Annotated in this window: 23 protein-coding genes; 10 read left to right on the top strand and 13 right to left on the bottom strand. The window is 74.6% G+C overall.

The genetic code is table 11. The features are described from left to right. The first annotated feature begins 149 nt into the window (after positions 1-149). Positions 150-1790: a phosphoglucomutase (alpha-D-glucose-1,6-bisphosphate-dependent) gene (pgm, locus tag ACZ63F_RS04475; protein WP_469708574.1), complete on the top strand. Its 1641-nt coding sequence runs from the start codon at positions 150-152 to the stop codon at positions 1788-1790. 27 nt (positions 1791-1817) lie between these two features. On the opposite strand, the gene ACZ63F_RS04480 is transcribed toward pgm, so the two are convergent. Then, complete coding sequence (locus tag ACZ63F_RS04480; protein ID WP_469708575.1) at positions 1818-5144, bottom strand: BTAD domain-containing putative transcriptional regulator; 3327 nt, start codon at positions 5142-5144, stop codon at positions 1818-1820. A 156-nt stretch (positions 5145-5300) separates the two neighbouring features. On the opposite strand from ACZ63F_RS04480, the gene ACZ63F_RS04485 reads away from it, so the two are divergent. Both ACZ63F_RS04485 and ACZ63F_RS04490 read left to right on the top strand, forming a co-directional pair. After that, a complete protein-coding gene (locus ACZ63F_RS04485) occupies positions 5301-5993 on the top strand; it encodes a hemerythrin domain-containing protein (RefSeq protein ID WP_469708577.1) in 693 nt (230 codons plus the stop codon). 3 nt (positions 5994-5996) lie between these two features. Further along, positions 5997-6911: a pyridoxamine 5'-phosphate oxidase family protein gene (locus ACZ63F_RS04490; protein ID WP_469708578.1), complete on the top strand. Its 915-nt coding sequence runs from the start codon at positions 5997-5999 to the stop codon at positions 6909-6911. Here ACZ63F_RS04490 and ACZ63F_RS04495 read toward each other — a convergent pair. The 6 genes from ACZ63F_RS04495 to ACZ63F_RS04520 form a co-directional block, all read right to left on the bottom strand. Then, a complete protein-coding gene (locus tag ACZ63F_RS04495; RefSeq protein ID WP_469708580.1) occupies positions 6877-8412 on the bottom strand; it encodes an alpha/beta hydrolase in 1536 nt (511 codons plus the stop codon). The two genes, ACZ63F_RS04490 and ACZ63F_RS04495, sit on opposite strands and share 35 nt — an antisense overlap. Further along, a complete protein-coding gene (locus ACZ63F_RS04500) occupies positions 8409-9458 on the bottom strand; it encodes a serine hydrolase domain-containing protein (RefSeq protein WP_469708581.1) in 1050 nt (349 codons plus the stop codon). Before ACZ63F_RS04500 ends, ACZ63F_RS04495 begins: the two co-directional genes overlap by 4 nt. 353 nt (positions 9459-9811) lie before the next feature. Beyond that, entirely contained in the window at positions 9812-11107 is a 1296-nt protein-coding gene (locus ACZ63F_RS04505; RefSeq protein WP_469708583.1) for an RNA polymerase sigma factor, read from the bottom strand. Further along, positions 11104-11445, bottom strand: a complete 342-nt coding sequence (locus tag ACZ63F_RS04510; RefSeq protein ID WP_469708585.1) for a YciI family protein — start codon at positions 11443-11445, stop codon at positions 11104-11106. Before ACZ63F_RS04510 ends, ACZ63F_RS04505 begins: the two co-directional genes overlap by 4 nt. Further along, the gene (locus ACZ63F_RS04515) at positions 11442-12176 is read right to left on the bottom strand and encodes a nuclear transport factor 2 family protein (RefSeq protein WP_469708587.1); all 735 of its coding nucleotides are present in this window, start codon (positions 12174-12176) and stop codon (positions 11442-11444) included. Before ACZ63F_RS04515 ends, ACZ63F_RS04510 begins: the two co-directional genes overlap by 4 nt. A 94-nt stretch (positions 12177-12270) precedes the next feature. Beyond that, positions 12271-13617: an FAD-binding protein gene (locus ACZ63F_RS04520; protein WP_469708590.1), complete on the bottom strand. Its 1347-nt coding sequence runs from the start codon at positions 13615-13617 to the stop codon at positions 12271-12273. Between the two features lie 181 nt (positions 13618-13798). On the opposite strand from ACZ63F_RS04520, the gene ACZ63F_RS04525 reads away from it, so the two are divergent. The 7 genes from ACZ63F_RS04525 to hypE all read left to right on the top strand — a co-directional run bounded on the left by ACZ63F_RS04525 (position 13799) and on the right by hypE (position 21731). Continuing rightward, positions 13799-15466 carry a hydrogenase maturation protein gene (locus ACZ63F_RS04525; protein ID WP_469708592.1) on the top strand — a complete coding sequence of 556 codons (1668 nt, stop codon included), beginning with the start codon at positions 13799-13801 and terminating at the stop codon, positions 15464-15466. Continuing rightward, the gene (locus tag ACZ63F_RS04530) at positions 15463-16044 is read left to right on the top strand and encodes a hydrogenase maturation protease (RefSeq protein ID WP_469708594.1); all 582 of its coding nucleotides are present in this window, start codon (positions 15463-15465) and stop codon (positions 16042-16044) included. The genes ACZ63F_RS04525 and ACZ63F_RS04530 overlap by 4 nt, the downstream gene beginning before the upstream one ends. Before the next feature lie 117 nt (positions 16045-16161). Continuing rightward, the gene (hypB, locus tag ACZ63F_RS04535) at positions 16162-16884 is read left to right on the top strand and encodes a hydrogenase nickel incorporation protein HypB (protein WP_469708597.1); all 723 of its coding nucleotides are present in this window, start codon (positions 16162-16164) and stop codon (positions 16882-16884) included. Then, the gene (gene hypF, locus ACZ63F_RS04540) at positions 16881-19244 is read left to right on the top strand and encodes a carbamoyltransferase HypF (RefSeq protein WP_469708599.1); all 2364 of its coding nucleotides are present in this window, start codon (positions 16881-16883) and stop codon (positions 19242-19244) included. Before hypB ends, hypF begins: the two co-directional genes overlap by 4 nt. A gap of 3 nt (positions 19245-19247) precedes the next feature. Then, a complete protein-coding gene (locus ACZ63F_RS04545) occupies positions 19248-19550 on the top strand; it encodes a HypC/HybG/HupF family hydrogenase formation chaperone (protein ID WP_469708601.1) in 303 nt (100 codons plus the stop codon). Further along, the gene (gene hypD / locus ACZ63F_RS04550; protein ID WP_469708603.1) at positions 19547-20674 is read left to right on the top strand and encodes a hydrogenase formation protein HypD; all 1128 of its coding nucleotides are present in this window, start codon (positions 19547-19549) and stop codon (positions 20672-20674) included. Before ACZ63F_RS04545 ends, hypD begins: the two co-directional genes overlap by 4 nt. Positions 20675-20741: 67 nt before the next feature. Further along, on the top strand, positions 20742-21731 hold the full coding sequence (gene hypE / locus ACZ63F_RS04555) for a hydrogenase expression/formation protein HypE (protein ID WP_457695345.1): 990 nt from the start codon (positions 20742-20744) through the stop codon (positions 21729-21731). Between the two features lie 64 nt (positions 21732-21795). Here the strand turns inward: hypE and hypA are convergent, their stop codons facing one another. The 6 genes from hypA to ACZ63F_RS04585 are packed head-to-tail and all read right to left on the bottom strand — an operon-like array spanning position 21796 to position 25569. Beyond that, entirely contained in the window at positions 21796-22134 is a 339-nt protein-coding gene (hypA, locus tag ACZ63F_RS04560) for a hydrogenase maturation nickel metallochaperone HypA (RefSeq protein WP_469708605.1), read from the bottom strand. A gap of 7 nt (positions 22135-22141) precedes the next feature. After that, positions 22142-22336 (bottom strand): hypothetical protein, encoded by a 195-nt coding sequence (locus ACZ63F_RS04565; protein ID WP_469708607.1) that lies wholly within the window; start codon positions 22334-22336, stop codon positions 22142-22144. A 25-nt stretch (positions 22337-22361) separates the two neighbouring features. After that, on the bottom strand, positions 22362-22568 hold the full coding sequence (locus ACZ63F_RS04570) for a hypothetical protein (protein WP_351960630.1): 207 nt from the start codon (positions 22566-22568) through the stop codon (positions 22362-22364). A gap of 52 nt (positions 22569-22620) precedes the next feature. Beyond that, entirely contained in the window at positions 22621-23244 is a 624-nt protein-coding gene (locus ACZ63F_RS04575; RefSeq protein WP_469708609.1) for a DUF5947 family protein, read from the bottom strand. Further along, a complete protein-coding gene (locus ACZ63F_RS04580; protein ID WP_469708611.1) occupies positions 23241-23786 on the bottom strand; it encodes a NifU family protein in 546 nt (181 codons plus the stop codon). Before ACZ63F_RS04580 ends, ACZ63F_RS04575 begins: the two co-directional genes overlap by 4 nt. Further along, positions 23779-25569, bottom strand: a complete 1791-nt coding sequence (locus tag ACZ63F_RS04585; protein ID WP_469708614.1) for a nickel-dependent hydrogenase large subunit — start codon at positions 25567-25569, stop codon at positions 23779-23781. The genes ACZ63F_RS04580 and ACZ63F_RS04585 overlap by 8 nt, the downstream gene beginning before the upstream one ends. Between the last annotated feature and the right edge of the window lie 29 nt (positions 25570-25598).

Consider the following 25598-nt stretch of genomic DNA (forward strand, 5'->3'; position numbering starts at 1 on the left):
GGGGGCCCTCGGCGGTGCGTCCGCTGTGAACCGGCCGTGGACCCGCCGTGTCTTCGGCGCGCGGCCGGTGCCGTACTCGCGTTCGTGACCGCCGACAGGGAAAGATGGGCGGCGAGCGATCGATCAACGACTGCGGAGGAAGTGGACTCATGCCGCATGAGCGAGCGGGCCGGCCGGCGGCTCCGGAGGACCTCGTCGACGTGGCCCGGCTGGTCACGGCCTACTACGCGCTGCACCCCGACCCGTCCGACCCGGGCCAGCGGGTGGCCTTCGGCACCTCGGGACACCGCGGATCGTCGCTGACGACCGCGTTCAACGAGGACCACATCGCCGCCACGAGCCAGGCCATCTGCGAGTACCGGAGCGGCCAGGGCACCGACGGCCCGCTCTTCCTGGGCGCCGACACCCACGCCCTCTCCGAGCCCGCCAAGGTCACCGCCCTCGAGGTGTTCGCCGCCAACGACGTGACCGTCCTCGTCGACAGCGCCGACGGCTACACCCCCACCCCCGCCGTCTCGCACGCCATCCTCACCCACAACCGCGGCCGCACGACCGGTCTCGCGGACGGCGTCGTGGTCACCCCCTCGCACAACCCGCCCGCCGACGGCGGCTTCAAGTACAACCCGCCCAGCGGCGGCCCCGCCGCCTCCGACGCCACCTCCTGGATCCAGGACCGCGCCAACCAGATCATCGCGGGCGGCATGAAGGACGTACGGCGCATCCCCTACGAGCGTGCGCTCGCCGCGCCGGCCACCGGCCGCTACGACTTCATGGGCGTGTACGTCGACGACCTGCCCAGCGTCCTGGACCTCGACGCGGTCCGGGCCTCCGGGCTGCGCATCGGCGCCGACCCGCTCGGCGGCGCCTCCGTCGCCTACTGGGGCCGGATCGCCGAACGGCACAGCCTCGACCTCACCGTGGTCAACCCGTACACCGACCCCACCTGGCGGTTCATGACGCTGGACTGGGACGGCAAGATCCGCATGGACTGCTCGTCGCCGTACGCGATGGCCTCGCTGATCGAGAAGCGCGCCGAGTTCCGCGTCGCCACCGGCAACGACGCCGACGCCGACCGGCACGGCATCGTCACCCGCGACGCCGGCCTGATGAACCCCAACCACTACCTCGCCGTCGCCATCTCCTACCTCTACCGCCACCGCGAGCAGTGGGCTGTGGACGCCGGCGTCGGCAAGACCCTCGTCTCCTCCTCGATGATCGACCGGGTCGCCGCCGACCTCGGCCGCCAACTGGTCGAGGTGCCGGTCGGATTCAAGTGGTTCGTCGACGGACTGGTCAGCGGTGCCATCGGGTTCGGCGGCGAGGAGTCCGCGGGCGCCTCCTTCCTGCGCCGCGACGGCTCGGTCTGGACCACCGACAAGGACGGCATCCTGCTCGCCCTCCTCGCCTCCGAGATCACGGCCGTGACGGACAAGACGCCGTCCGAGCACTACGCCGGCCTCACCGCCCGCTTCGGCGAACCCGCCTACGCCCGCATCGACGCCCCCGCCACCCGTGACGAGAAGGCCCTCCTCGCCAAGCTCTCCCCGGCCCAGGTCACCGCCGAGACCCTGGCGGGCGAGCCGGTCACCGCCGTCCTCACCGAGGCGCCGGGCAACGGCGCGGCGATCGGCGGCATCAAGGTGACCACCGAGAACGCCTGGTTCGCGGCCCGGCCGTCCGGCACCGAGGACGTCTACAAGATCTACGCCGAGTCCTTCCAGGGCCCCGACCACCTGGCCCGGGTGCAGGAGGAGGCGAAGGCGGTGGTGAACGCCGCGCTCGGCGGCTGACGACGCGGGCGGCCCGCTGCCGGACCGTCAGGTCGCGAAGGTGCGGCGGCGGGCCCGGGCCTCGGCCAGGTCCGCCGCGGCCCGGCGGGCGTCGGCCGCCAAGTGGGCCGAACCCCAGGCGAGCGCGGTGCGTTCGGCCAGCGCGTAGCCCTCGGCCGCCGCCCGGTCCTCGCCGAGCAGCCGGTGCAGGTCGGCCAGCGCGTGGGAGAGCGGACGGCTCGCGTACGCCGCGCCCGTCGCGCCGGCCAGCTGGTCCCGCAACGGCCGCAGGTGCCCGAGGAGGACGGCCGCCGTGCCGTGGTCCCGGTGCACCACGGCGAGCTGGGCGCGGAAGTCGAGCTCCAGGCCGTAGAGGTGGTCCCGCGGCGGTTCCGCGGAGACGGGTACGGCCAGGGCCTCGTCCAGTCTGCCCAGCCGCGCCAGGACCAGCGCCCACGCCACCGCGACCTGGCCGGGCGCCGCCTCGTACACCTTCCGGACCAGCGGCTCGACGTCGGCCGCGCGGTCCTGGACGAGCCGCATGGTGATCAGCCCGAGCGTGCGCAGGCCGGTGGCGTGGTGGGCGCCCACCCGCTGCAGCAGGGTGTCCGCCTCGGCGTAGGCGGCCTCAGCCGCCTCGAAGCGCCCGGCAACGCAGGCCAGCATGGCGGAGGTCGCGGCGCTGAGCCCCTGCGCCCACACCAGCCGGTAGCGGCGGGCGAGGACCAGCCCTTCGGCGGTGTGCCGGTGCACGGCCGCAGGGTCGTTGCGGGCGGCGGCGGTCATCGCGTCCAGGTTCTCGCAGACCCAGCGGTAGGCGGGCAGGTCGTGGGCCCGGGCGAGGTCGCGCAGCTCGGCGGTGAGCGCCGGCCGGGTGCCGGTCCGGTGCTCGTGCGGCAGTAGCCGTGCCGAGGCCATCAACGCGGCGGCCATCAGCCGGGGTTCGCCGTCGGCACGGGCGAGGTCCAGCTGGGCCCGGGCCGCCGCCAGGGCCCGCGGCGGGTCCTCGGCGGCGACCGCGTCGACGAGGACCTGGAGGACGCGGGCCCTGGTCGGCCCGTCGAGACCCGGATCGGCCGCGAGCCGTTCGAGGCGGGCCAGCGCGGTCCGGTCGTACGGCCCTTCGAGCCGGCTGCGCCAGGCCGCGGGCTCGGTCCAGGCCCCGTACACGGCCGCCACCAGGTCGCCGCGGTCGGCCTGCTCGGCGAGTTCCACCGCGCGCTGCCGGGTGCGCCGGGCCGCGTCGGTGGCGCCGGTGCGCACCTGCGCGCCCAGCAGCCGTACCAGCAGCTCGATCAGCCGGTCGGGCGGGACGTCGTCGCCCGTGGTCGCGGTACAGGTGTCGATCGCCTGCTGGATCAGGGTGACGGCGACGTCGTGGGCGTAGCGCCGCTCGGCGGCCTCGGCGGCGCGCAGCGCGTAGTCGACGGCGAGCGGGGCGTCGGCCGTGCTGCCGGAACGGGCGAAGTGGTGGGCCAGGGCGGCGAGTTCGCCGGGCCGGTGGTGGCGCAGCAGGCGCGCGACACGGGCGTGCAGCCGGGACCGCCGGGCGCCGGAGAGGTCGGCGTAGACGGTGTCGCGGACCAGGGCGTGCACGAACCGGACGCGGCCGGGCCCGGGTTCGGCGAGCAACTCGGCGGCGAGCGCCGCGTCGAGGCCCTCCAGCACCTGCTCCTCGTCCGCCTCGGCGGCATCGACGAGCAGCGCGACCTCGGCCTCCAGCCCCAGCACGGCGGCGAGCTGTACGACGGACCGGGCGGCGGCCGGCAGCAGGGCGAGGCGCCTGCGCAGCACGTCACGCACCCCCTGGGGGACCTCGGAGACCGCGACCAGGGCGCCCTCGTCGGCCAGGAGCCGGGCGCTCTCCAGGACGTAGAAGGGATTGCCGCCGGTGCGTTCGGCGAGCGCTGCCACGGTCTCCGGGTCCACGGGCGCGCCGCAGACGGCGGTCACCAGGGTGGCGGTGTCCCGGAGCGGCAGTCCGCCGAGCGCGATCCGGTACGGGGCGGCGGGGGCGAGGTGGGCGAGGGTCTTGAGCAGGTGCTCGCCGACCTCCCCGGGCCGGTAACCGGCGACGGTGAGCAGGGGCACTCCGGTGACCGCGGCCGCCGCCTCGACGAGGGCGAGGGTCTCGGCGTCCGCCCGGTGCAGGTCCTCCAGGAGGACGGCGAGGGGCGCCCGGGAGGCCGCGGCGCGCAGCCAGGCGGCGAAGGCGCGGTGCATGCGGAAGCGGCCGGCGCTGGCCTCGCCGTCCGGGGCGGGGACGGCCGTGCTCTCCGGCTCCCGCAGCAGCACCGTCAGCTCCTCGGGCCTGGCCGGGGGCACCTCGCGGGCGAGCGCGCCGAGCGCCTCCACCCAGGCCCAGGCGGGCGGAGCTCCCTCGTACTCGGGGCAGCGCCCGACCACCACCCGCCAGCCGGCCTCGCGCAGCCGGCCCGCGCCCCGGTCGAGGAACGTGGACTTGCCGGCCCCGGCCGCGCCCGTGACCAGCACCAGTCCGCCGCCGTCGCGTGCGCCGCGGGCCGCCCCGGCGAGGGCGCGCAATTCCTGGCCCCGGCCGACGAACAGGCCGGGGCCGGTGCGCGCGGGGAGTGCGGCGGCCGGCTCGGGCACGACCGCGCGCAACACGTCCAACCGCCCGTTGAGCACCGCGTGTTCCAGCTCCCGCAGGGCGGGCCCGGGATCGCATCCCAGTTCGGCGCGCAGGACCGCGCCGGCGCGGCGCACCGCGGCGAGGGCGTCCGCCTGCCGGTCGCAGGCCCAGTGGGCGAGCGCGAGCAGCCGCCAGCCCTCCTCGCGCAGAGGAGCGTCCCGGACCAGCGACTCGGCGTCGGAAGCGGCCTGGGCTGCCCGGCCGGTGCGCAGATCCGCGGCCACGGCCAGCTCCCGGGCCTCCGCGTACAGCCCGGTCAGCCGGGCCACCTCGGCGGCGGCCCACTCCTCGTCCGCGTGCTCGGCGAAGGCCGGTCCGCGCCACCAGCCCAGCGCCTCGGCGAGCAGCCGCCGGGCCTCCTCGGCCGGCGCGGTGCGGGCCCGTCCGACCCAGGTCTCGAACCGCCAGGCGTCCACCGCGTCCCCGGCCAGCCGGAGCGCGTACCCCGGTGCCACGGTGACCAGGACGGTGGCCGGGGCCCGCGGCGGGCGTGCCGGCTCCAGCGACCGGCGCAGGTTGGACAGATAGGCGTGCAGCGACACCCCCGCCTTGGCCGGCGGCTCACCCCGCCACAGCGCGTCCGTCATCCGGTCCACCGGGACGACACCGCCCCGGGCCGCGATCAGCAGCGCCAGCACGGCGCGCTGCCGCGGGGCGCCCAACTCGACGGGCGTCCCCGCGGCTTCGGCACCCAGCGGACCCAGGACTCGCAAACGCAGCACGCCGCCGGAATCTACCCGAGCACTGCGTCGATCCTGTCAACAGACGTTAAACGCGTACTGGACGGGGCTGCCAAGCCGGGCGCCAAGCGGACGCCAAGAGGTGTGCGCGACCGTGGGCAACTCATTGCACACACCGGAATGTTGGAGCAAGCAAGCGTGTCCCTCAACAGCAGCCACGGCGCCTCCGCCCCCACAGAGCGTCCGCACACCCACGAGATGGTCGTGGTCCACCGCGTCTTCCGCAGAGAGTCGGCCCTGCTGCCCCGGCTGGTGCGTGCCGTGCCCGACGGCGACCGGACCGCTGCGGCGCGGGTCGCCGCCGCCCTGCGCGACTACACCCTCGGCCTGCACCACCATCACCACGCCGAGGACGAACTGCTCTGGCCGCTGCTGCGGGACCGGGCCGCGCACGACGAGGCGCTGGTGGACCGGATGACGGAGCAGCACGAGGCGATCGACCGCACCCTGGCGGCGGTCGACGAGTGGCTGCTCCTGTGGGAGCGGTCCGGAGACCGGATACCCGGCGAGGAACTGGCGCTGGCCCTGGACGCACACCGGATCGCGCTGCTCGAGCACCTCGACGAGGAGGAGCGCTCGCTGCTCCCGCTGGTCGCCGAGCATCTCACCGTCCCGGAATGGGAACTGGTCGGACAACGCGGCCTGGAAGGGCTGCCCAAGAACAAGCGCCTGCTGGCCCTCGGTGCGATCCTGGAGGAGGCCACTCCCGAGGAAACCGCCTTCTTCCTGGGCAAGGCCCCGCTCATCGGCCGCCTGCTGTGGCGGGCCGTCGGCCGCCGCCAGTACGCCGCCTACCGCCGGAGCATGCGTGCCCCGCTGGACGGGGAGTAGACCGTGGCCCTCATCGACTCCGCGCCGCTCGACGTCCTCGACGCCTACCGCACCTGCGAGTTCGCCACCCTGGGCCGGGACGGCACCCCGCTGGCCTGGCCGACGGCCGTGCGCCGCCGCCCGGACGGGACGCTGCTGCTCAGCACCTCCCTGGCGTTCGCGCAGAAGGCGCTGAACATCCGCCGGGACGGCCGCGTCGCCCTGCTCTTCTCCGACCCCACCGGCAGCGGCCTGGAGCAGCCCCCGCAGATCTTCGTCGGCGGCCGCGCCGAGTGCCCCGACGAGATCATGACCGGCCCGCAGGGCGCCGAGGACTACTGGCGGATGCTGTTCGAACGGCAGCCGCACAGCAGGTCGTACGTCACGGCACCGATGCGGCTGGTGATGGACTGGTACTACCTGCGCCTGCTGATCACCGTGACGCCGCAACAGGTTGTCGTGCGCTCCCCGTTGCCGGCGTTCGCCACGCCCGCCGCGCCGCCCGGTGAACTGGTCGGCGCCGCGCAGCTCGCCCGCTTCCCGACGGCCGTGCTCGCCGCGCGCGACGCCTCCGGCGCGCCGCTCCTCGCCCGGACCCGGCCGGTACCCACGGGCGAGGGCTTCGCCGTGGACGTACCGGCCGACTGCCCGGCCACCGAAGGCCCAGCCGCCCTCCTGGTGCACCGGCACGACGAACGCCTCAACCACATGCACAACGCCCTCGTGCGCGGCGAACTGCGGGCGGCCGGTTCCGGCTGGGTGCTGGTCCCGGGCAAGGTGGTGGAGCCGATGGGGTCGGGCCGGGTGAGCGACGCGGTGAGCGTGCTGCGCAGCACGAGGCAGGCCACCGACCGCTATCTGCGCCGACGGGGCCTGCCCAGGCCACGGGTGCGGTGGGCGGAGTTCAGGGCGCTGGCACAGGACGCGCGGCGCAGTTGACGTCCGTCGCCGGCAGTCGCCCGGTGGCGAGGTACGCGTTGACCGCCGCGTCGGCGCACTCACTGCCGTAGACCCCGAACACCGCGTGCTGGTCCGCACCGCGCAGCGTCACCAGCCGGGAGCTGGGCCAGCCGCGGTGCACCGCCCGGGCGCCCGCGTAGACGGTGCGCGGGTCGCCGGTCGCGTTGACCAGGAGAGCCGGCAGGTCGTCCCTGATCGTGGTCGGGCGCTCGCGCGGCGGGTCCCAGAAGGCGCACGGCCCGATGTTGTTGGTCACGGGACCGAACAACGGGTCCTGCGCGCGTGCCCGTCGGACGTCACGCCAGTACGTCTCCGGGTCGCGGGGCGCGGCGACGTCTCCGCAGAGGATCGCCATCTGCACACTGCCGTACGCCGACTCGGAGCCGGTCAGCGTGAAGCCGAGCGTGTCGGCGAGCCAGGGACTCGGGTCGACGGTCCTGCCCTCTGCCGCGTCGCGCAGGTCGCGGACCGCCGCCGCGAGGTCGCCGTACGCCGCGTCGTTGTCCTGGGAGAGGCCGCTGAAGACGACCATCGGCGCGACGCCGTCGTCCACCCGGTAGCCGCCCACCCGCAGCGGCGCGCGCCCGGCGGCGGCCTGGACGCGGTCCACGACGGTCAGGACCGCGTCCCGGCTGCGGCCCAAACCGTACGTGGTGTCGCGGGCGGCGGCCCAGGCGGCCCAGTCCCGCAGCGCGTGCCGGTTGGCGGACTCCGAGCCGCGCAGCAGGCGGGGGCCGTACCGGTCGGGATCGGCCACGCCGTCCAGCACGACCCGGTCCGTGCGGTCCGGGAACATGGTGGCGTACACCTCGCCCAGGTAAGTGCCGTACGAGTAGCCGAGGTAGGAGATCCGCCGTTCACCGAGCGCCGCGCGGATCACGTCCATGTCCCGCGCGGTGTTCCGGGTGGTGGCGTACGGCAGGACGTCGCCCTCGTGCTTCCGGCAGTCGCGGGCGAGTTCCTCGGCGAAGTCGGTCGAGCGGTCGAAGCCGGCCCGGTCGTGCCCCGGGCCGCGGATCCCCGACCCGGTGGGCCAGTGGCAGTCCATGGCCATGCTGCGCCCGACGAAACGCGGGTCCACGCCGACCACGTCGTACCGTTTGCCGGTGTCCTTCATCGCCTCCCGCACCCACGGCGGGTCACCGAGCGTCTGCCCGCCCGGGCCACCGCTGTTGAGCAGCAGCGCGCCGACGCGGTGGGCGGTGTCGGTGGCCCTGATCCGGGAGACGGCGACGGTGATCGTCCGTCCGTCCGGGTCGGCGTAGTCCAACGGCACGGTGACGTCGGCGCATTGGGCGCCCGCCTTCTCCAGGTCCCGGCCGGTGGTGTCGTGGGGGCCGAGCACGCAGCTCCTCCAGGTGAGGTGCTGGTGGTGGTAACGGGCCAGCGGGTCCGGGGCGGTCGTGCCGGCCGGTGTGGTGGTGCCGAGGGCGAGAGCGCCCGCCAAGGCCAGGGCGGCCGTGGCCGCGAAGCCGGTCATGCGGAGGTCCTTTCGCTGTCGCACAGGGACTTGTCGACGAGGTCCTGGAAGTCCAGTTCGGCCTGGAGGCTGTCCGGGACCTGGTTCAGGGCGACGGCCACGCTGCGTCCGCCGGGGGCGACGGCGACCAGTGCGCGGTGCCCGCCGGGCACGGTCCCGGCGTGTCCCCACCACACCCCGCTGCACGACAGCGGCGACGAGATGAGCCCCAGGCCGTACCGGGCACCGGGCCACAGCCGGTCCGGATCGGCGGCCACCGTCCGCTGCATCTCGGCGAGTTGCGCGGCCGGCAGCAGCCGTCCGCCGAGCAGCGCGGTGGCGAAGCGGGTGAGGTCGCCCTGTGTGGAGACGAGGGCACCGCCGACTCCGCCGAAGGACACGTTCCAGTCGGTGCCGTCGACGCGCCGCCCGGCGCCGGACGTGAAGTAGCTGTGGGAGTGCGGCCCCCGGATACGGGTGTCGTCTCCCGGCCAGTAGGTGTCGCGCAACCCGAGGGGCCGGATCACCCGGCTGCTGATCTCGTCCTCGGGGCGGTGCCCGGTGACCTTCTGGACGACCAGGCCCAGGACCAGGTAGTTGGTGGTGGCGTAGTGCCAGGACCCCTCCGGGTGGGGGAGGCGCAGGGCCTGCGCGATCAACTCACCCGGCTCGAAGTGGCGGTACCGCAGCCGCTCGGGGTGCTCCCACTCGGGTGCGTCGAGATAGTCGGGCAACCCGCTGGTGTGCCGCAGGAGTTGCCGTACGGTGATGCGCCGGCCGTCGTAGCCGTGGGCGTCGATCAGGCCCGGCAGGTAGTGGTCGAGGGTGGAGTCGAGGGACAGCCGGTGCTCGGCGGCGAGTTGCAGGACGACCGTCGCGGTGAACGTCTTGGTCACGCTTCCGGCACGCAGCCGGTCGGTGGTGTTCATCGGGCGGCCGGTGCGCAGGTCGGCCCTACCGGAGGTCCCGGTCCAGCGCCCGCACGGGCCGTCGGCGAGGACCGAGGCTCCGGAGATGTGGTCGTCGGCGGTCAGCCGGGCCAGCGCCGTTCGGACGCCGTCGTGCATGTCGCAGCGCCCGGCCGGCCCCGGAGGCGACGACCGGGCGAGGGCCGCCGGGGCGGACGCCAGTACGAGCGCCGCCACCGATAACGCCAGGGCGGACTTCAGAGGAAACGTTGCCATGTGCCCTCACGCTAGGCACGGCCCGTCCCGCGCTCACTCCGGCGGGCTGCCGCATTCGACGTGGGGGCAGCCCCCGGCCGGGGCCTGCGGCGAACCCCCCGGGCGCCCAGGCGGGTGTGGCGAGGGCCGCGGCGGTCGAAAACGCCGAAGGGGCGCGAGGAACTGCGCGACCAGCCACGACGGCGCGGCTGTCCGCAGGCGGCGGACGGCAGCTCGCGACAGTCCCGGCGGAGCGCTCAGTCCGGCCGGCACTGCGCGAGGCGCTTCGTCAGAAACCTGCGTTCCGCCGCGTTCTCCGCCAGCTCCAGCGCCCGCGCGTAGGACTCGGCCGCCTCCCGGAGCCGCCCCGTGCGGCGCAGCAGGTCGGCCCGGGTCGCGGACAGCAGGTGGTAGCCGGTCAGGTCGTCCGCCGCCTCCAGCTCCGCGACCAGGGCGAGCCCCGCCTCCCCGCCCTCGGCCATGCCCACGGCGACCGCGCGGTTCAGCCGGACCACGGCCGAGGGGACGTAGCGCTGGAGTTCCCCGTAGAGGCCGGCGATGTCGGCCCAGTCGGTGTCGGCGGCGGCCCGCGCGGTCGCGTGGCAGGCGGCGATGGCGGCCTGGATCTGGTACGGGCCGGGGCGGCCCCGGCGCAGCGCGCCGTCCAGGAGCGCGGTGCCCTCGTCGATCTCGGCGCGGTCCCAGGCCGCGCGGTCCTGGTCCTCCAGGGTGACCAGGTCGCCGGCCGCGTCCACCCGGGCGTCCCGGCGGGCGTCGTGCAGGAGCAGCAGGGCGAGCAGCCCGACGACCTCCGGCTCGTCGGGCATCAGGCGGGCCAGCAGCCGCGCCAGCCGGATCGCCTCGGCGCACAGGCCGGCCCGCACCAGGTCGTCACCGGCCGTGGCCGCGTACCCCTCGTTGAACAGCAGGTACAGCACACCGAGGACGCCCGTCGTGCGCTCGGGCAGCAGATGCGCCGGCGGCACCCGGTACGGGATGCCGGCGTTGCGGATCTTCCGTTTGGCCCGCACCAGCCGCTGCGCCATCGTCGCCTCGGGGACGAGGAAGGCGCGTGCGATCTCGGCCGTGGTCAGCCCGGCGAGGGTGCGCAGCGTCAGCGCGACCCGGGCCTCGATCGGCAGCGCCGGGTGGCAGCAGGTGAAGACCAGCCGCAGCCGGTCGTCCGCCACCCCGCCGCCGTCACCCTCGCCGCCCTCCCCGCCCTCGCCGAACGGGTCGTACGGATCGAACGGGTCGTACGGTCCCTCGTCCCGTGCCAGCACCGCAGCCTCCCGCAGCTTCCTGGCCCCCACCGCCTCCCGGCGCAGCACGTCCAGGGCGCGGTTGCGGGCGGTGGTGGTCAGCCAGGCGCCGGGGCGGCCCGGCACCCCGTCGCGCCGCCACCGGTCCAGCGCCTGCGCGAAGGCGTCCTGCGCGCACTCCTCGGCGAGGTCCCAGTCGCCGGTCACCCGGATCAGGGTGGCGACGACCTGGGCCCACTCCTCGCGGAAGGCGGCGGCGACGGCCGCCTCGACCTCGTCCGTGGTGCTCACTCCCAGACCGGCCGGACCTCGACCGAGCCGCCGGCGAGCGCCGCGGGATGCCGGGAGGCCAGCGCGATCGCCTCGTCGAGGTCGGCGACCTCGACGACGTCGAACCCCGCGATGTACTCCTCGGTCGCGGCGAACGGCCCGTCGCTCAGCAGTACCTCGTCGCCACTGACCCGCACGGTGGTCGCGTCGGCGCCGGGTCGCAGCCGGGCACCGCCCCTGCCGACGTCCCGGCCGGGCACCTCGTGGACGTACGAGGCGAAGCGCGGGTCCCCGGCGATCTCGGCGGGGCCGAGCTCCTCGCCGCCGACCGGGGTGCAGAGGAACAGGACGTACCTCACGACTGCTGCGCCTCCCGCGGCACCGAGACGTGTTCATGGGCGATCAGCCAGCTGAAACCGGTGTCCCGGTAGCCGGTGGTCACCCGCACCACCCGGTCCAGGGGCTCCCCGGTCACCCGGGTGCCGTGGACGCGGACCAGGGCGTGGCTGAAGGTGCTGCCCTCCCCGGGACGCACACGGAGTTCGAGCACCTCGCGGTGGACCGGCCCGGTCAGCGCCGCGAACCACGCCTCGACCGCCTTGCGCAGCGCGCCGGTTCCGGACCGCACCTCCGCACCGGCGGTTCCGAAGACCTCCACGTCGGGCGCGTAGCAGGCCGTCATCCGGTCGACGTCCCGGTCGTGGGCGGCCGCGGTCAGCTCGGCGTCGAGACGGCGGACGGCCGTCTCCGCGTCCTCCATCAGCCCCTCGTCCCAGAACGGCCGCACCTCCATGGCCCCGATGGTGGCCACGGGGTGCGCGGCGGCGATCCGCACGGCCTCCTCCAGGCTGCCGCAGTCGACGACGTCGAACCCGGCCACGTACTCCTTCGTCTCCGCGAACGGCCCGTCGGTCCGCAGCACCTCGCCGTCCCGCACCCGTACGGTGACCGCCCGGTCCGGCAGCTGCAGCCGGTGGCCGTACAACCGGGTCCCGTGCCGGACGCCGTGCTCCTCCACCCAGGGTTCGACGGGTGCCATCCCGGACGCGTCAGCGGTGTCGTCGCCGCAGACCAGCAGCATGTACTTCATGGTTCCTCCCGGTCCTCACAAGCTTCCTGCACCCCACCGACGAACGGCACCCCGCGCGATCGACACCTCCGGCGCACCGATTCTGCGCCGCCGTTCACCAGCCCATGCCGTGTCCCCGGCCCAGGACGCCGTGCGGGTCGTGGCGGCCTTTCGCCTCGGCCAGGGTGCCCCACCCGCTGCCGTAGTGCTCCCGCCAGTCGCCGGGGGACATCGGCAGCGCGTTGGCCGGATAGGCGACCGCGCCCTTCGCCCGCGCGTGCCCGTAGGCCGTACGGTTGGCGGCCACCATCGGGTCGGCCCTGCCCGGGGCGGCGGTGCGCAGCAGGGCGAGGAGGTGGACGACCTCGCCGCGCGGGCGGCGGAACAGCGGGGCCCGCAGGGTGCGGGTGAGCAGGGGGTAGAGCAGGACCAAGCCGTTCTCACGCAGGTCCCGGAAGGCGGGGTCGGTGAGCACGCCGGTCACGACGGACGCGGCGGTGTCGTCGGGGAGCAGCAGGTTCAGCCAGGGGTGCGGGTGGAACCACTCGCCGGTCGCGCGCAGGACCTCCTCGTCGGCGGCGACCCGGTTCGCGAACTCGGCGAATCCGAGGTCCTCCGTCTCGCACGCGGTGAAACCGAGGTCTGCGAGCAGGGTCCGGTCGTCGGGCGGGACCGTTCCCCGGTGGGCGGCCACCGCCTCCACCATGTACGTCCAGCCGCCGGCGGTGTCCTCGGCGGGGCGGGCCTGGCCTTCGAGGTAGGCGAAGCGCCCGTCGGCCGCCAGCAGGCGCTGGTCGGCCAGGTAGGCGTCGAGGCCGGGGTAGTACAGGCAGTAGCGGCGGACCAGCGCGGGTGCGGGGGACAGGCGCAGGGCGGCCCGGACGACGACCGCCACCTGGCCCAGGCCGGCCAGGACCGCGTGGAAGAGGTCCCCGTGGCGTTCCGGCGAGCAGACCAGGTGCTCACCGGCGCCGGTCACCACCTCCAGCTCGAGGACCGAGTCCGCGACCAGGCCGTGCCGGTGACTCGCGCCGCCCAGCCCGCCCACGCTCAGCACCCCGCCGACGCCGGCACCGAGGTAGTCGGTGAGGACGGGCGGCGCGAGCCCGTACGGCAGGGTCGTCGCGAGCACGTCCCGCCACAGCGCGCCCGCCTGCACCTCCACCCGGTCCCCGGTCACCGGACCGACCGCGTTCAGCCCGCGCAGGTCGAGGACGATCCCGCCGGGCGCCTGCCCCTGGCCGTACATCGAGTGACCGCCGGACCGCGCCGCCACCGGGATCCCGCGCGGCCCGGCGTACGCCAGCGCGTCCCGGACCGCGGCCGCCGACCAGGGCCGCAGCACCCCCAGGGGCGGCGCGCACACCAGCCGGCCGAAGTCCTCCGCTGCCTCCCGCAGGATCTCCGGGCGGGTGTCCAGGAGTTCCTCGAATCGTTCGCAGACACGGTCCGACGACGTCACGCGGCACGCTCCAAAGAGGGATCGCTCGGCACGGGCGCACCCATCTTCGCGCCAGGGGCCCGGCGTACGGTCCCCGTTTCCCGTTCCCGCCGCCCGAACAGGGCCGCCCGGCGCAGGACGGCGGGCGAAACGCCGCACGGGTCCTTTCCGGGAGCCGTCGAAGCGACGAATATGCCGCACCATGGACATTCTGCTCGTCGCGAGTGCGTTCAACAGCCTGTCCCAACGGGTCTGCGCCGAACTGTCCGACCTCGGCCACCGGGTGGACGTCGTCCTCGCCGGCAACGGCCCCGACGCCGTCCGCCGTGCCGTCCGGGACCGGCACCCGGAGCTGATCATCGCGCCGATGCTGAAGACGGCACTCCCGGAGGACGTCTGGCAGCAGCACACCTGCCTCATCGTCCATCCCGGACCGCTCGGCGACCGGGGCCCGTCCTCCCTCGACTGGGCCATCGCCGGCCAGGCGGCCGAGTGGGGGGTGACCGTGCTCCAGGCCGAGGCGGCCATGGACGCGGGCGCGGTCTGGGCGAGCGAGACCTTCCCGGTGTCGCCGGTCGGCAAGAGCGACCTCTACCGCAACGAGGCCGCCGACGCGGCCCTCATCGCCGTCCACCGGGCCGTACGCCGGTACGCGGACGGTTCGTACAAGCCTCGGCCGCAGAGCGACCCCGCGATCCACGGCAAGGTCGTCTGGCGGGACGCCTTCCGGCAGGAGCGGCGCCGGATCGACTGGGCGGCCGACGACACCGCGACGGTGCTGCGCAAGCTGCGCGGGGCCGACTCGCAGCCGGGGGTGCTGGACGAACTCCTCGGCCGCGAGGTGTTCCTGCACGGCGGCCACCCGGAGGACCGGCTGCGCGGAGAGCCGGGCGAGTTGCTGGCGACCCGGGCGGGCGCGGTCTGCCGGGCCACCCGCGACGGCGCCGTCTGGATCCCCGAGCTGCGCCCCCGCAAGAACTCCGGCGACCCGGCCCCCTTCCGCCGTCCCGCCACCCACGTCCTCGACCCGGACCTCCCCGAGCGCCCCGCCCCGCTCGAACTGCCCCCGGAGCGCCGCACCTGGACCGACATCAGCTACCGGCAGCACGGCGACGTCGGCCTCGTCAGCTTCTCCTTCCCCGGTGGCGCGATGAGCACCGGCCACTGCCGGCGCCTGCTCGCCGCCTACCGGTACGCCCTCGCCCGGCCCACCCGGGTCCTGGTGCTCGGCGGCCGCCGCGACTTCTTCTCCAACGGCATCCATCTCAACGTCATCGAGGCCGCACCGGACCCCGCCGAGGAGTCGTGGGCCAACCTCGACGCGATGGACGACCTGGTCGAGGCCGTACTGCGGACCACCGACCGGTTCGTCGTGGCCGCGCTCGGCGGGAACGCGGCGGCCGGCGGCGTCATGCTCGCCCTCGCCGCCGACGAGGTCTGGTGCCGGGCAGGTGCCGTGCTCAACCCGCACTACCGGCGGATGGGCCTGTACGGCTCGGAGTTCTGGACGTACTCCCTGCCGCGCCGCGTCGGCGCGGAGACGGCCCGGCGGCTGACGGAGGAGGCCCGGCCGGTGAGCGCCGCGACCGCCGCCAGGACCGGGCTCGTCGACCGGCTGCTGCCGGTCCCCGCGCAGGGCTTCACCGCCGAGGTCGAGCGGCTGGCGGCCGAGCTCGCCGCCACCCCGGATCTCGGCCGCCGGATCGCCGCCAAGGCCGCGGCGCGCCGGGTCCACGAGGAGGAACGGCCGCTCGCCGAGTACCGGAAGGACGAACTCGCCCGCATGCACGCCCTGTTCTTCGACCCGGACGCCGCCTACCACGCGCTGCGCTCCGACTTCGTCCGCAAGGTCCCGGGCGGTGCCCGGTGACACGGCTGCTGGTGGCGGGCGTCGGCAACATCTTCCTCGGCGACGACGCCTTCGGCCCCGAGGTGATCCGCGCCCTGGACCAGCGCCCCCTGCCGCCCGGGGCGCTGGTCCGGGACTTCGGCATCCGGGGCATGGACCTCGCCTACACCCTGCTCGACGGATGGTCGGTGGTCCTGCTGGTGGACGCGGCCGTACGCGGCGAACGCCCCGGCACCCTGTCCCTCGTCGAGCCCGAGCTCCCCGGCCGCCGCGCGGCCGCCCCGCCCGAGGCGCACGGCATGGACCCGGCGAAGGTCCTCGCCCTCGCCGCCCACCTGGGCGAGGAGCCCCTGCCGCGCGTCCTCGTGCTCGCCTGCGAGCCCGGGGAACCGCCGCGCGGCGACGAGGACATCGCCCCCGGGCTCAGCACCCCCGTCCGGGACGCGGTCGCACGGGCCGTCGCCGCCCTGCACACCCTGGTCCCGGCCCTGCTCGCCGACCCCCTGGTCACGCCCGCGTTGGACCGCCCGGAGGAATCCGCGGCCCCCGCCGCGGCCGGTCGCCCGCCGACAGCCGCCGGCGGCGCGGAGGATCGCTGAGCGGACGCGCCCCGGCGGGGGTGCGGGGCTGAGCCGATGGGCGGCCGCCGCCGTGTGGGCGCGATGGGCCCCCACCGGCCCGCGGCAGACGAACCTCAACACCGGAGCGGAGTCCCCATGTGTCAGTCGGAGGAGGTCACCCGGGCCGTCCTGGCCAGGAACGACGGCCTGGCCGCCAGCCTGCGCGGCGACCTTGCCGCGCGCGGCGTCGGCGTGGTGAACCTGCTCTCCAGCCCAGGCAGCGGAAAGACCGAGCTGCTCGGCCGGGTGCTGGCCCGGGCCGGGGAGCGGGGCGTGCCCGTCGCCGCCTTCACCGCCGACCTCGCCACCGAGAACGACGCGAAGCGCCTGGCCCGTTCCGGAGCGCCGGTGAAGCAGCTGCTCACCGACGGGCTGTGCCACCTGGAGGCCCGGCAGGTCCGCGGCCACCTGGAGGGCTGGCTGCCGCCGGACACCGCGCTGCTGTTCGTGGAGAACGTCGGCAACCTCGTCTGCCCCGCCTCCTACGACCTCGGCGAGCACCTGCGGATCGTGCTGATGGCGGTGACCGAGGGCGAGGACAAGCCCGCGAAGTACCCCACCGCCTTCGGCTCGGCGCACCTGGTCGTGCTCACCAAGACCGACCTCGCCGGACCGGCCGGCTTCGACGAGACCGCCTTCGCCGAGCAGGTGCGGCGGGTCAACCCCGGGGTGAAGATCGTGCGCTCCTGCGCCCGCACCGGGGAGGGCGTCGACACGATCCTGGAGCGGGTGCTCGCCGTACGGGACGGCGCCCCGGCGCACCGGCCGCCGCTCGCCCCGCACCCGCACGGTCACGTCCACGCCCCGACCGCCTCGTGACGGCGCCCGCCACGACGACGGCGGTCCGCCGGCGCGTCACGGTGCGCGGGACCGTGCAGGGCGTGGGTTTCCGCCCCTACGTCCACCGGCTGGCCGCCGACCTGGCACTCACCGGGTTCGTCAGCAACACGGCGAGCGGGGTCCTCATCGAGGTCGAGGGCGCGAGGGCCGACGTGGAACGGTTCTGCGTGCGGCTCGCCGGCGAGCCGCCGCCCCTTGCCATCGTGACCGCCGTGGCCGTCGAGGAGCTGCCGGCCACCGGGGCCGACCCGGACTTCACCATCCGCGCCACCGAACAGTCCGCCCCGGGCCGCACCCTCCTCCCGCCCGACACCGCCACCTGCGCCGACTGCCTGCGCGAACTGGCCGATCCGGCCGACCGCCGGCACCGCCACCCCTTCATCACCTGCACCCACTGCGGCCCCCGCTTCACCATCGCCACCGGCATGCCCTACGACCGCGCGGCCACCACCATGTCCGGCTTCCCCATGTGCCCCGCCTGCACCCGGGAGTACGAGGCGCCCGCCGACCGCCGCTTCCACGCGCAGCCCGTGGCCTGCCCGGAGTGCGGCCCCCGGCTGCGGCTGGTGCCCGCCGCCGGCAGCGGGGTGAGAGCAGCTCGCGGCGGTGACGCCCTCGCACGGACACGAGAACTGCTCGCCGCGGGACGGATCGTCGCCGTGAAGGGCATCGGCGGCTACCACCTGGCCTGCGACGCCTCCGCCGCCCGGGCCGTGGACACCCTGCGCACCCGCAAGGCACGCGGCGACAAGCCGTTCGCGGTGATGTGCGCCGACCTCGCCGAGGCGGAACGGATCGCCGAGATCGGGACGGCCGAGCGGGCCGCGCTCACCGGCCCCCGGCGCCCCATCGTCCTGCTCCGCCCCCGCCCCGCCGCCCGGCTCGCGCCCGGTGTCTGCCCCGGCAGCCCGCACCTCGGCGTCATGCTGCCCTACACCCCCGTCCACACCCTCCTCTTCGGCCTCCCCGGCGACCCGCCCGGCCCCCGCGTCCTGGTCATGACCAGCGGCAACCGCTCGGGCGAGCCCATCGTCACGGACGACGACGAGGCGCTGGCCCGGCTGTCCGGCCTCGTGGACGCCTGGCTCGCCCATGACCGGCCCATCGCCTCGCCCTGCGACGACTCCCTGCTGCGGGTCCGCGCCGACGGCACCGAGCAGGTCCTGCGCCGCTCCCGCGGCTACGCGCCGCGCCCGCTGCGCCTGCCGGTCCCGGTCCGGCCCGCGCTGGCGGCCGGCGGCGACCTCAAGAACGCGCTGTGCGTGGGCGAGGGCGACCTGGCCTGGCTGGGGCCGCACATCGGCGACATGGGTGACCTGGCCACCCTGGAGGCGGCCGTACGGGCGGAACGGCACATGCGCCGGCTGACCGGGGTCCGCCCCGAAGTCGTCGCCGCCGACCGCCACCCCGGCTACCACTCGTCCGCCTGGGCCCGCCGCCGCGCCACCCGGCTGCGGCTCGGCAGACCGGTGTTCGTCCAGCACCACCACGCCCACATCGCCTCCGCCATGGCCGAGGCCGGCCTCGACGGCACCGCCCCCGTCATCGGCGTCGCCTTCGACGGCACCGGCTACGGCGACGACGGCACCGTGTGGGGCGGCGAGGTGCTCCTCGCCGACTACACCGGCTACCGGCGCCTCGCCCACCTCGCCCCGGCCCCGCTGCCCGGCGGGGACGCGGGCGTCGCCAACCCCTGCCGGACCGCCCTGGCCCGGCTGTGGGCGGCCGGCCTGCCCTGGGACGCCGACCTGCCCAGCGTCGCCGCCTGCTCCCCCGAGGAACTCCGGCTGCTGGAGCGACAGTTGCCGAACCTGGTCGGCTGCGTGGCCACCTCCAGCATGGGGCGCCTCTTCGACGCCGTGTCGTCCCTCGCGGGCGTGTGCCACCGCGCCGGGTACGAGGCGCAGGCAGCCCTGGAGCTGGAGGCGCAGGCCTGCGCGGCCTGGGGCGCGGAGAGGGCCGCGTACCCCTTCGGCGACCCCTTCGACCCCGGCCCCGCCCTGTGCGCGATCATCGCCGACCTGCGGCGCGGCACCCCGGTGCCGGTGATCGCGGCCCGCTTCCACCGCGGGGTCGCGCGGGCGGTCCTGGACCTGTGCCGCGGAGCGCGCCGGGCCACCGGGGCGCACACCGTCGCCCTCACCGGAGGAGTCTTCGCCAACACGCTCCTCGAGGACGCGAGCGCGGACCTGCTGCACGACGCCGGATTCACGGTCCTGCGGCACGGCGAAGTACCGCCGAACGACGGCGGACTGGCGCTCGGGCAACTGGTGGTCGCGGCCCACGGGCCGCGGCCCGACGACGACCGACGCAAGGCAGTCAGCGACGAGACGGAGTGACCCATGTGCTTGGCAGTTCCCGGCAGAGTCGTGCGCATCGACGACACGGCCGATCCCCTCACCGGCCTGATCGACTTCGGCGGGGTGCAGAAGCAGGCGTGTCTGGAGTACGTGTCGGACGTCAAGGTCGGCGAGTACGTCATCGTCCACGTGGGCTTCGCCCTGCAGCGCCTGGACGAGGAGTCGGCCCTGGCCTCCCTCAAGCTCTTCGAGGAACTGGGGCTCCTGGAGGAGGAGTTCGGCGACGCCTGGCAGCAGGCGGCCCGGCAGGCGGCTCAGCAGACCGAGGGGAGCGAGGCCCGGTGAAGTACCTCGACGAGTTCAACGACCCCACGCTGGCCCGCCGGCTGCTGGACGAGATCCGGGCCACCGCCACCCGGCCCTGGGCCCTGATGGAGGTGTGCGGCGGCCAGACCCACTCCATCATCCGGCACGGCATCGACCAACTCCTGCCGGACGAGGTCGAGTTGATCCACGGGCCGGGCTGCCCGGTCTGCGTGACCCCACTGGAGTGCATCGACAAGGCGCTGGAGATCGCCGCCCGCCCCGACGTGATCTTCTGCTCGTTCGGCGACATGCTGCGGGTCCCCGGCACCGACCGGGACCTGTTCCGGGTCAAGGGCGAGGGCGGCGACGTCCGCGTGGTCTACTCGCCGCTCGACGCGCTCCAGCTCGCCCGCCGCCACCCCGACAAGCAGGTGGTGTTCTTCGCCATCGGCTTCGAGACCACCGCCCCCGCCAACGCCATGGCCGTCCACCAGGCCAGACGTCTCGGCCTCGGCAACTTCACCCTGCTGGTCTCCCACGTCCGGGTCCCCCCGGCCATCGAGGCCATCATGACCGCCCCCGCCTGCCGGGTGCAGGGCTTCCTGGCCGCCGGGCACGTGTGCAGCGTGATGGGCATGGCCGAGTACCCCGAACTCGCCGAACGGCACCGGGTGCCCGTCGTCGTCACCGGCTTCGAACCGCTCGACATCCTGGAGGGCATCCGCCGCACGGTCCGCCAGCTGGAGCGCGGCGAGCACCGGGTGGAGAACGCCTACGCCCGCGCCGTGCGCGCCGACGGCAACCCGGCCGCCATCCGGATGATCGAGGAGGTCTTCGAGGTCACCGACCGCAACTGGCGCGGCATCGGCCGCATCCCCGGCAGCGGCTGGCGGCTCGGCGAGGCCTACCGCGCCTTCGACGCCGAGCACCGCTTCGACGTCACCGGCATCCGCACCGAGGAACCCGCCGAGTGCCGCGCCGGCGAAGTCCTGCAAGGGCTCATCAAGCCCACCGAGTGCGCGGCCTTCGGCACCACCTGCACCCCGCGCACCCCGCTCGGCGCCACCATGGTCTCCAGCGAGGGCGCCTGCGCCGCCTACCACCTCTACCGCCGGATGTCCGAACCGGCGCTCCCGCGCGAGGAGATGAACCCCGTTGGCTGAGCAGACCGTCGTCGACCCCGCGAACTGGAGCTGCCCGGCGCCGATCCGCGACCAGCCGGTCGTGGTCATGGGCCACGGCGGAGGCGGCGCCCTCTCCGCCGAATTGATCGAGCAGATCTTCGCCCCCGCCTACGGCAACGCCCTCCTCGCCGGGATGACCGACTCCGCCGTCCTCCAGCTCGGCGGCGCCCGCCTCGCCCTGTCCACCGACTCCTACGTCGTACGGCCGCTGTTCTTCCCCGGCGGCTGCCTCGGCGACCTCGCCGTCAACGGCACCGTCAACGACCTGGCGATGAGCGGCGCCAGGCCCGCCTATCTCTCCGCCGCCTTCGTCCTGGAGGAGGGCGTCGAGCTGTCCGTCGTCGAACGCGTCGCGCGGGCCATGGGCGCGGCGGCCGAGACGGCCGGAGTCACGATCGCCACCGGCGACACCAAGGTGGTCGAGAGCGGCCACGGGGACGGGGTGTACGTCACCACGGCCGGCGTCGGCCTGGTCCCCGAGCGCGTCGACATCCGGCCGCAGCGGGCCCGGCCCGGCGACGCGGTCATCGTCAGCGGGCCGATCGGCCTGCACGGTGTCGCGGTGCTCAGCGTGCGCGAGGGGCTGGAGTTCGGCGTCGAGATCGCCAGCGACACCGCGCCGCTGGCCGACCTGGTCGCGACCATGCTGGACGTCACCCCCGACGTCCACGTTCTGCGCGACCCGACCCGCGGCGGCCTGGCCGCCTCCCTGAACGAGATCGCCCGCGCCTCGGGCACGGGGGTCCGGCTCGCCGAGCGCGCCCTGCCGGTACCGGACGCGGTCGCGGCGGCCTGCGGTTTCCTCGGGCTCGACCCGCTCTACGTCGCCAACGAGGGCAGGCTCGTCGCCTTCGTCCCGCCGGCGGACGCCGAGGCGGTGCTGGAGGCGATGCGCGCCCATCCACAGGGGGCCGGCGCGACCCTGATCGGGGAGTGCGTGACCGAGCACCCCGGGATGGTGGTGGTGTCGACCGGACTCGGGGGCACCCGGGTCGTCGATCTTCCGCTCGGCGAGCAACTGCCCCGCATCTGCTGACGGCAGCCCCCCCGGGGGGGCGATGACCCCGCCGGTGCCCCGGACGTCCAGGGCACCGGCGGGGTCACTCGACCGCGGTGATCTCCAGCTCGCGGCCGCAGCGCAGCTCGGTGGAGGGCCGGTCGCAGCGCGGGCACCAGAAGAACGGCGGCATGCCCACCGCGAACTCCTCGGCGCACGGCCCGCACCAGGCGTGCGCGGTCACCTGCTCGACGACGAGCCGGGCGTCCGCGAGGGCGGTGCCGTCGCGGGCCACCTCGAAGGCGAAGTCCAGGGCGTCGGGGACGACCCCGGACAGTTCGCCGACCCGGACGGTCACCGTGCGGACACGGTCCGCGCCGTCCGCCCGGGCCCACTCGTCGGCCTGCTCCACGATCGCGGTCGCGATCGACAGTTCGTGCACGACCGGCTCACGGATAGCGGTGACCGGCGCGCAGCCCGCCGGCGATCCGCCAGATCCTCATCTCGCGCATCATGCTGGGGATCTCGGTGACGAACAGCGCCAGCAGCAGCGCGCCCACCACCGCGACCTCGGCGGTCAGGACACGCTGGGCCGCCGTACCCGTCCTCCTGCGGTGCAGCTTCATGTGGTCCATTCGGTTCATGCGGGGGACTCCCTGTCGTTCTGGGTCATCCGGGCGGGATGTTCGGCATCACGTCCAGCAGCACGTCGTGCCGCTTCCAGTGGATGTTGGTCGAGCGCCGCGCGTCGGCGGTGCCGTCCGGGTGGTGTCCGGTCTGCTTCGTGTAGGGGCCCCTGTTGCCCTGGTGCATACCGGGCACGTGGGACGGCGTGTCGGGCCTCGCCTGCGCGCGGCCTGTCCTGATGCTGCCCATGGGGTTCTCCTTCCTGCTCTTCCGGTGTTGCCGTTCCCCGAGGCCGCTCGGCTCAGGGCCGCTCGGTGAGCTCCTCGAAGAAACGCTCCACGGCCGGCCACATCCGGCCACCGCCGGACAGGCCGCGCCACTCCCGGCGGACGACGGCGAGCATGCGGAAGCAGTCGTCGACCGGGACGATCCAGTGGTGGTCGAGGCCGTGCACGGTGTTCACCAGCAGCGCCTCGACATCGGGGGTCATGCCGGCCAGCGGGGGGCAGCCGGCGACCGCCCGCTGCCAGGCCGCCGCGTCCACCTCCCAGCGCATGGCCCCGGCCGGGCTCGGCCCCTCGGCGGTGACCGAGCCGTCCGCCCGCGGCACGAAGAAGACCAGGCCGACCGGGACCCCGAGGGCCGCGGTGTCGACCTCGGGCAGGCGGACCCGGCGGGTCGGGATCAGCCGGAACTGGCCGTCGCCCGCGCCGGTGCCGTGCCGCGCGTCGGCGAACAGCACCGAGCAGGCCCGGCAGGCACAGCGGACCTCGGCCTGCCCGGTGTCGTACAGGTGCGGATGGTCCTGCGACAGCGGCTCGGCGCACAGGTCGCACACCTCCGCCGCCCCGGCCGCCGGCCGCAGGTCGGCCGAGGAGCGGATGAGACGGGCCAGGGCTCCGCCGGGCGGCGTCCGCGTGGTCACCGGGCCTCCTGTGGCCGGCGCAGGGAGTCCAGGGGGACGAAGGCGGGCGCCGGGGCCTCCGGCACCGGCTGCACGTCGGCCAGCTCGGGGGCCGCGGCGAGCACCGCCTCCCGGACGGCGTCGGTCACCTCCGTGGTACCTCCGCCGCACCCCGAGCCGCAACCGCCGCCCGTGGCCAGCCGCACCCGGCCCACCTCGCCCTCCACGCCGGCCCACTCGACGTCACCGCCGCGGTCCCGCACGGCGGGGCGCAGCCGCTCGACCGCGCGGGCGGCCCGGCGCTCGGGCGGGTCCGGGTGGATGCCGTGCAGGACCATGAGGTGGTCGAGCAGCTCGTCGTCGGCGAGCCGCCCGGCCAGCGGCGCGTCCGCGTGGTCGAGGACGCGGGCGAGGGCCTCGCCGTAGACCTCGGTCAGCAGCCGCACCGCCTCGACGGCCGAGCCGCCGGTCGGCCCCGGCGCGGACTCCAGGCTCTCCAGCAGCCCGTCGAGCCGGGCCAGCCGGGACTCGACCGCCGGGCCGTCGAGCCGTCCGTCAGCCATGGTTCGCCCCGTACACCGGCGAGTGCGTGACGCTGAGCGTCTTGCCCTTGCCCGTGTACATGTGGACCCCGCACGGCAGACAGGGGTCGAAGCTGCGGACCGTGCGCATGATGTCGACGCCCTTGAAGTCGTCCGGGCCGTTCTCCTCGAAGATCGGCTGGCCCATCACGGCGTCCTCGTACGGGCCCGGGGTGCCGAACTTGTCACGCGGGCTGGCGTTCCACGGGGTCGGCGGGTACGGGTGGTAGTTGGCGATCTTCTTGTCCTTGATCACCAGGTGGTGCGAGAGGACCCCGCGCACGGCCTCGTGGAAGCCGCAGCCGATCGCCTCGTCCGGCACCTCGAAGTCCTCGAACACCTTGGTGTCGCCGGACCGGACGAGGCCCATCGCCTCGTCCAGGAACTGCAGGGCCATGGCGGCCGCGTACGCGACGAAGTACGGCCGGGCGCGGTCGCGCTCAAGGGTGTTCGACCACTTCGGGATCTTCCACTCCAGCGTGGTCTCCGGCAGTTCCGGGCCCTTGGGCAGCGAGATCCGCACGCTGCTGCCGGTGGCCTTGATGTACGGCGTGTCGACGAGGCCGCTGAGCGCGGTCGACCAGAGACGGGCCAGCGGGCCGCCGCCGGTGTCCAGGGCGAGGTGGTCGCCGGTGCGCTGGTCGAACCAGCGGGGGCTCATCACCCAGCTGTAGTTGCCCTCGAAGTCCCGCTTCTGCGGCACCGGCAGGGTCGTCTGGTTCCACGGGTGGCGCATGTCCACGGGGTTGCCGAGCGGGTCGTGGGTCACGAACGGGTCCTCGTTGACCCAGTCCTCGTAGAACGAGGAGCCGAGCATGATCCGCAGGCCGAGGTTGATGTCGACCAGGCTGTTGGTGACCAGCTCGCCGTCGACCACGATGCCCGGGGTGACGTACATCGCCCGCCCCCAGCGCTCCATGTTCTCGTAGCGGTAGTCGACGACCTTCGGGTCCTGCCAGGCACCCCAGCAGCCGAGCAGGACACGGCGCTTGCCGACCTCCTCGTAGCCGGGCAGCGCCTCGTAGAAGAAGTCGAAGACGTCGTCGTTCATGGCGACGGCCTTCTTCACGAAGTCGATGACGTGCATCAGCCGGCTGAGGTAGTCGGTGAACGCGGTCGGCGACGGCATGGTGCCGACACCGCCCGGATACAGGGTGGAGGGGTGCACGTGGCGGCCCTCCATCAGGCAGAACATCTCGCGGGTGGTCCGGGAGACCTTCAGGGCCTCCTTGTAGACCTCGCCCTCGAAGGGGTTGAAGGCCTTCATGATGTCCGCGATGGTCCGGTAGCCGTGGATGTCACCGCGCGGCGCGTTCGTCTTCTGCGCGCGGGCCAGGACGGTCGGGTTGGTGGCCTTGACCATCTGCTCGCAGAAGTCCACGAAGACCAGGTTGTCCTGGAAGATCGTGTGGTCGAACATGTACTCGGCCGCTTCGCCGAGGTTGACGATGTGCTCGGCCAGCGGCGGCGGCTTCACGCCGTACGCCATCTGCTGGGCGTAGTCGGAGCACGTCGTGTGGTTGTCGCCGCAGATGCCGCAGATGCGGGAGGTGATGAACCCGGCGTCGCGCGGGTCCTTCCCCTTCATGAAGACGGAGTAGCCGCGGAAGAGGGAGGAGGTGCTGTGGCACTCCACCACCTCCCGGTTGGCGAAGTCGATCTTCGTGTAGATGCCCAGGTTTCCGATGATCCGGGTGATCGGATCCCAGGACATGTCCACGATCTGCGCGGGCTTGCGCCCCTTTTGCCGGGCCTCGGTTGTCATCGGCGTTCGCTGACCTTTGCTGTGGGGGA

The organism is Streptomyces sp. NPDC104761, from assembly GCF_055583445.1.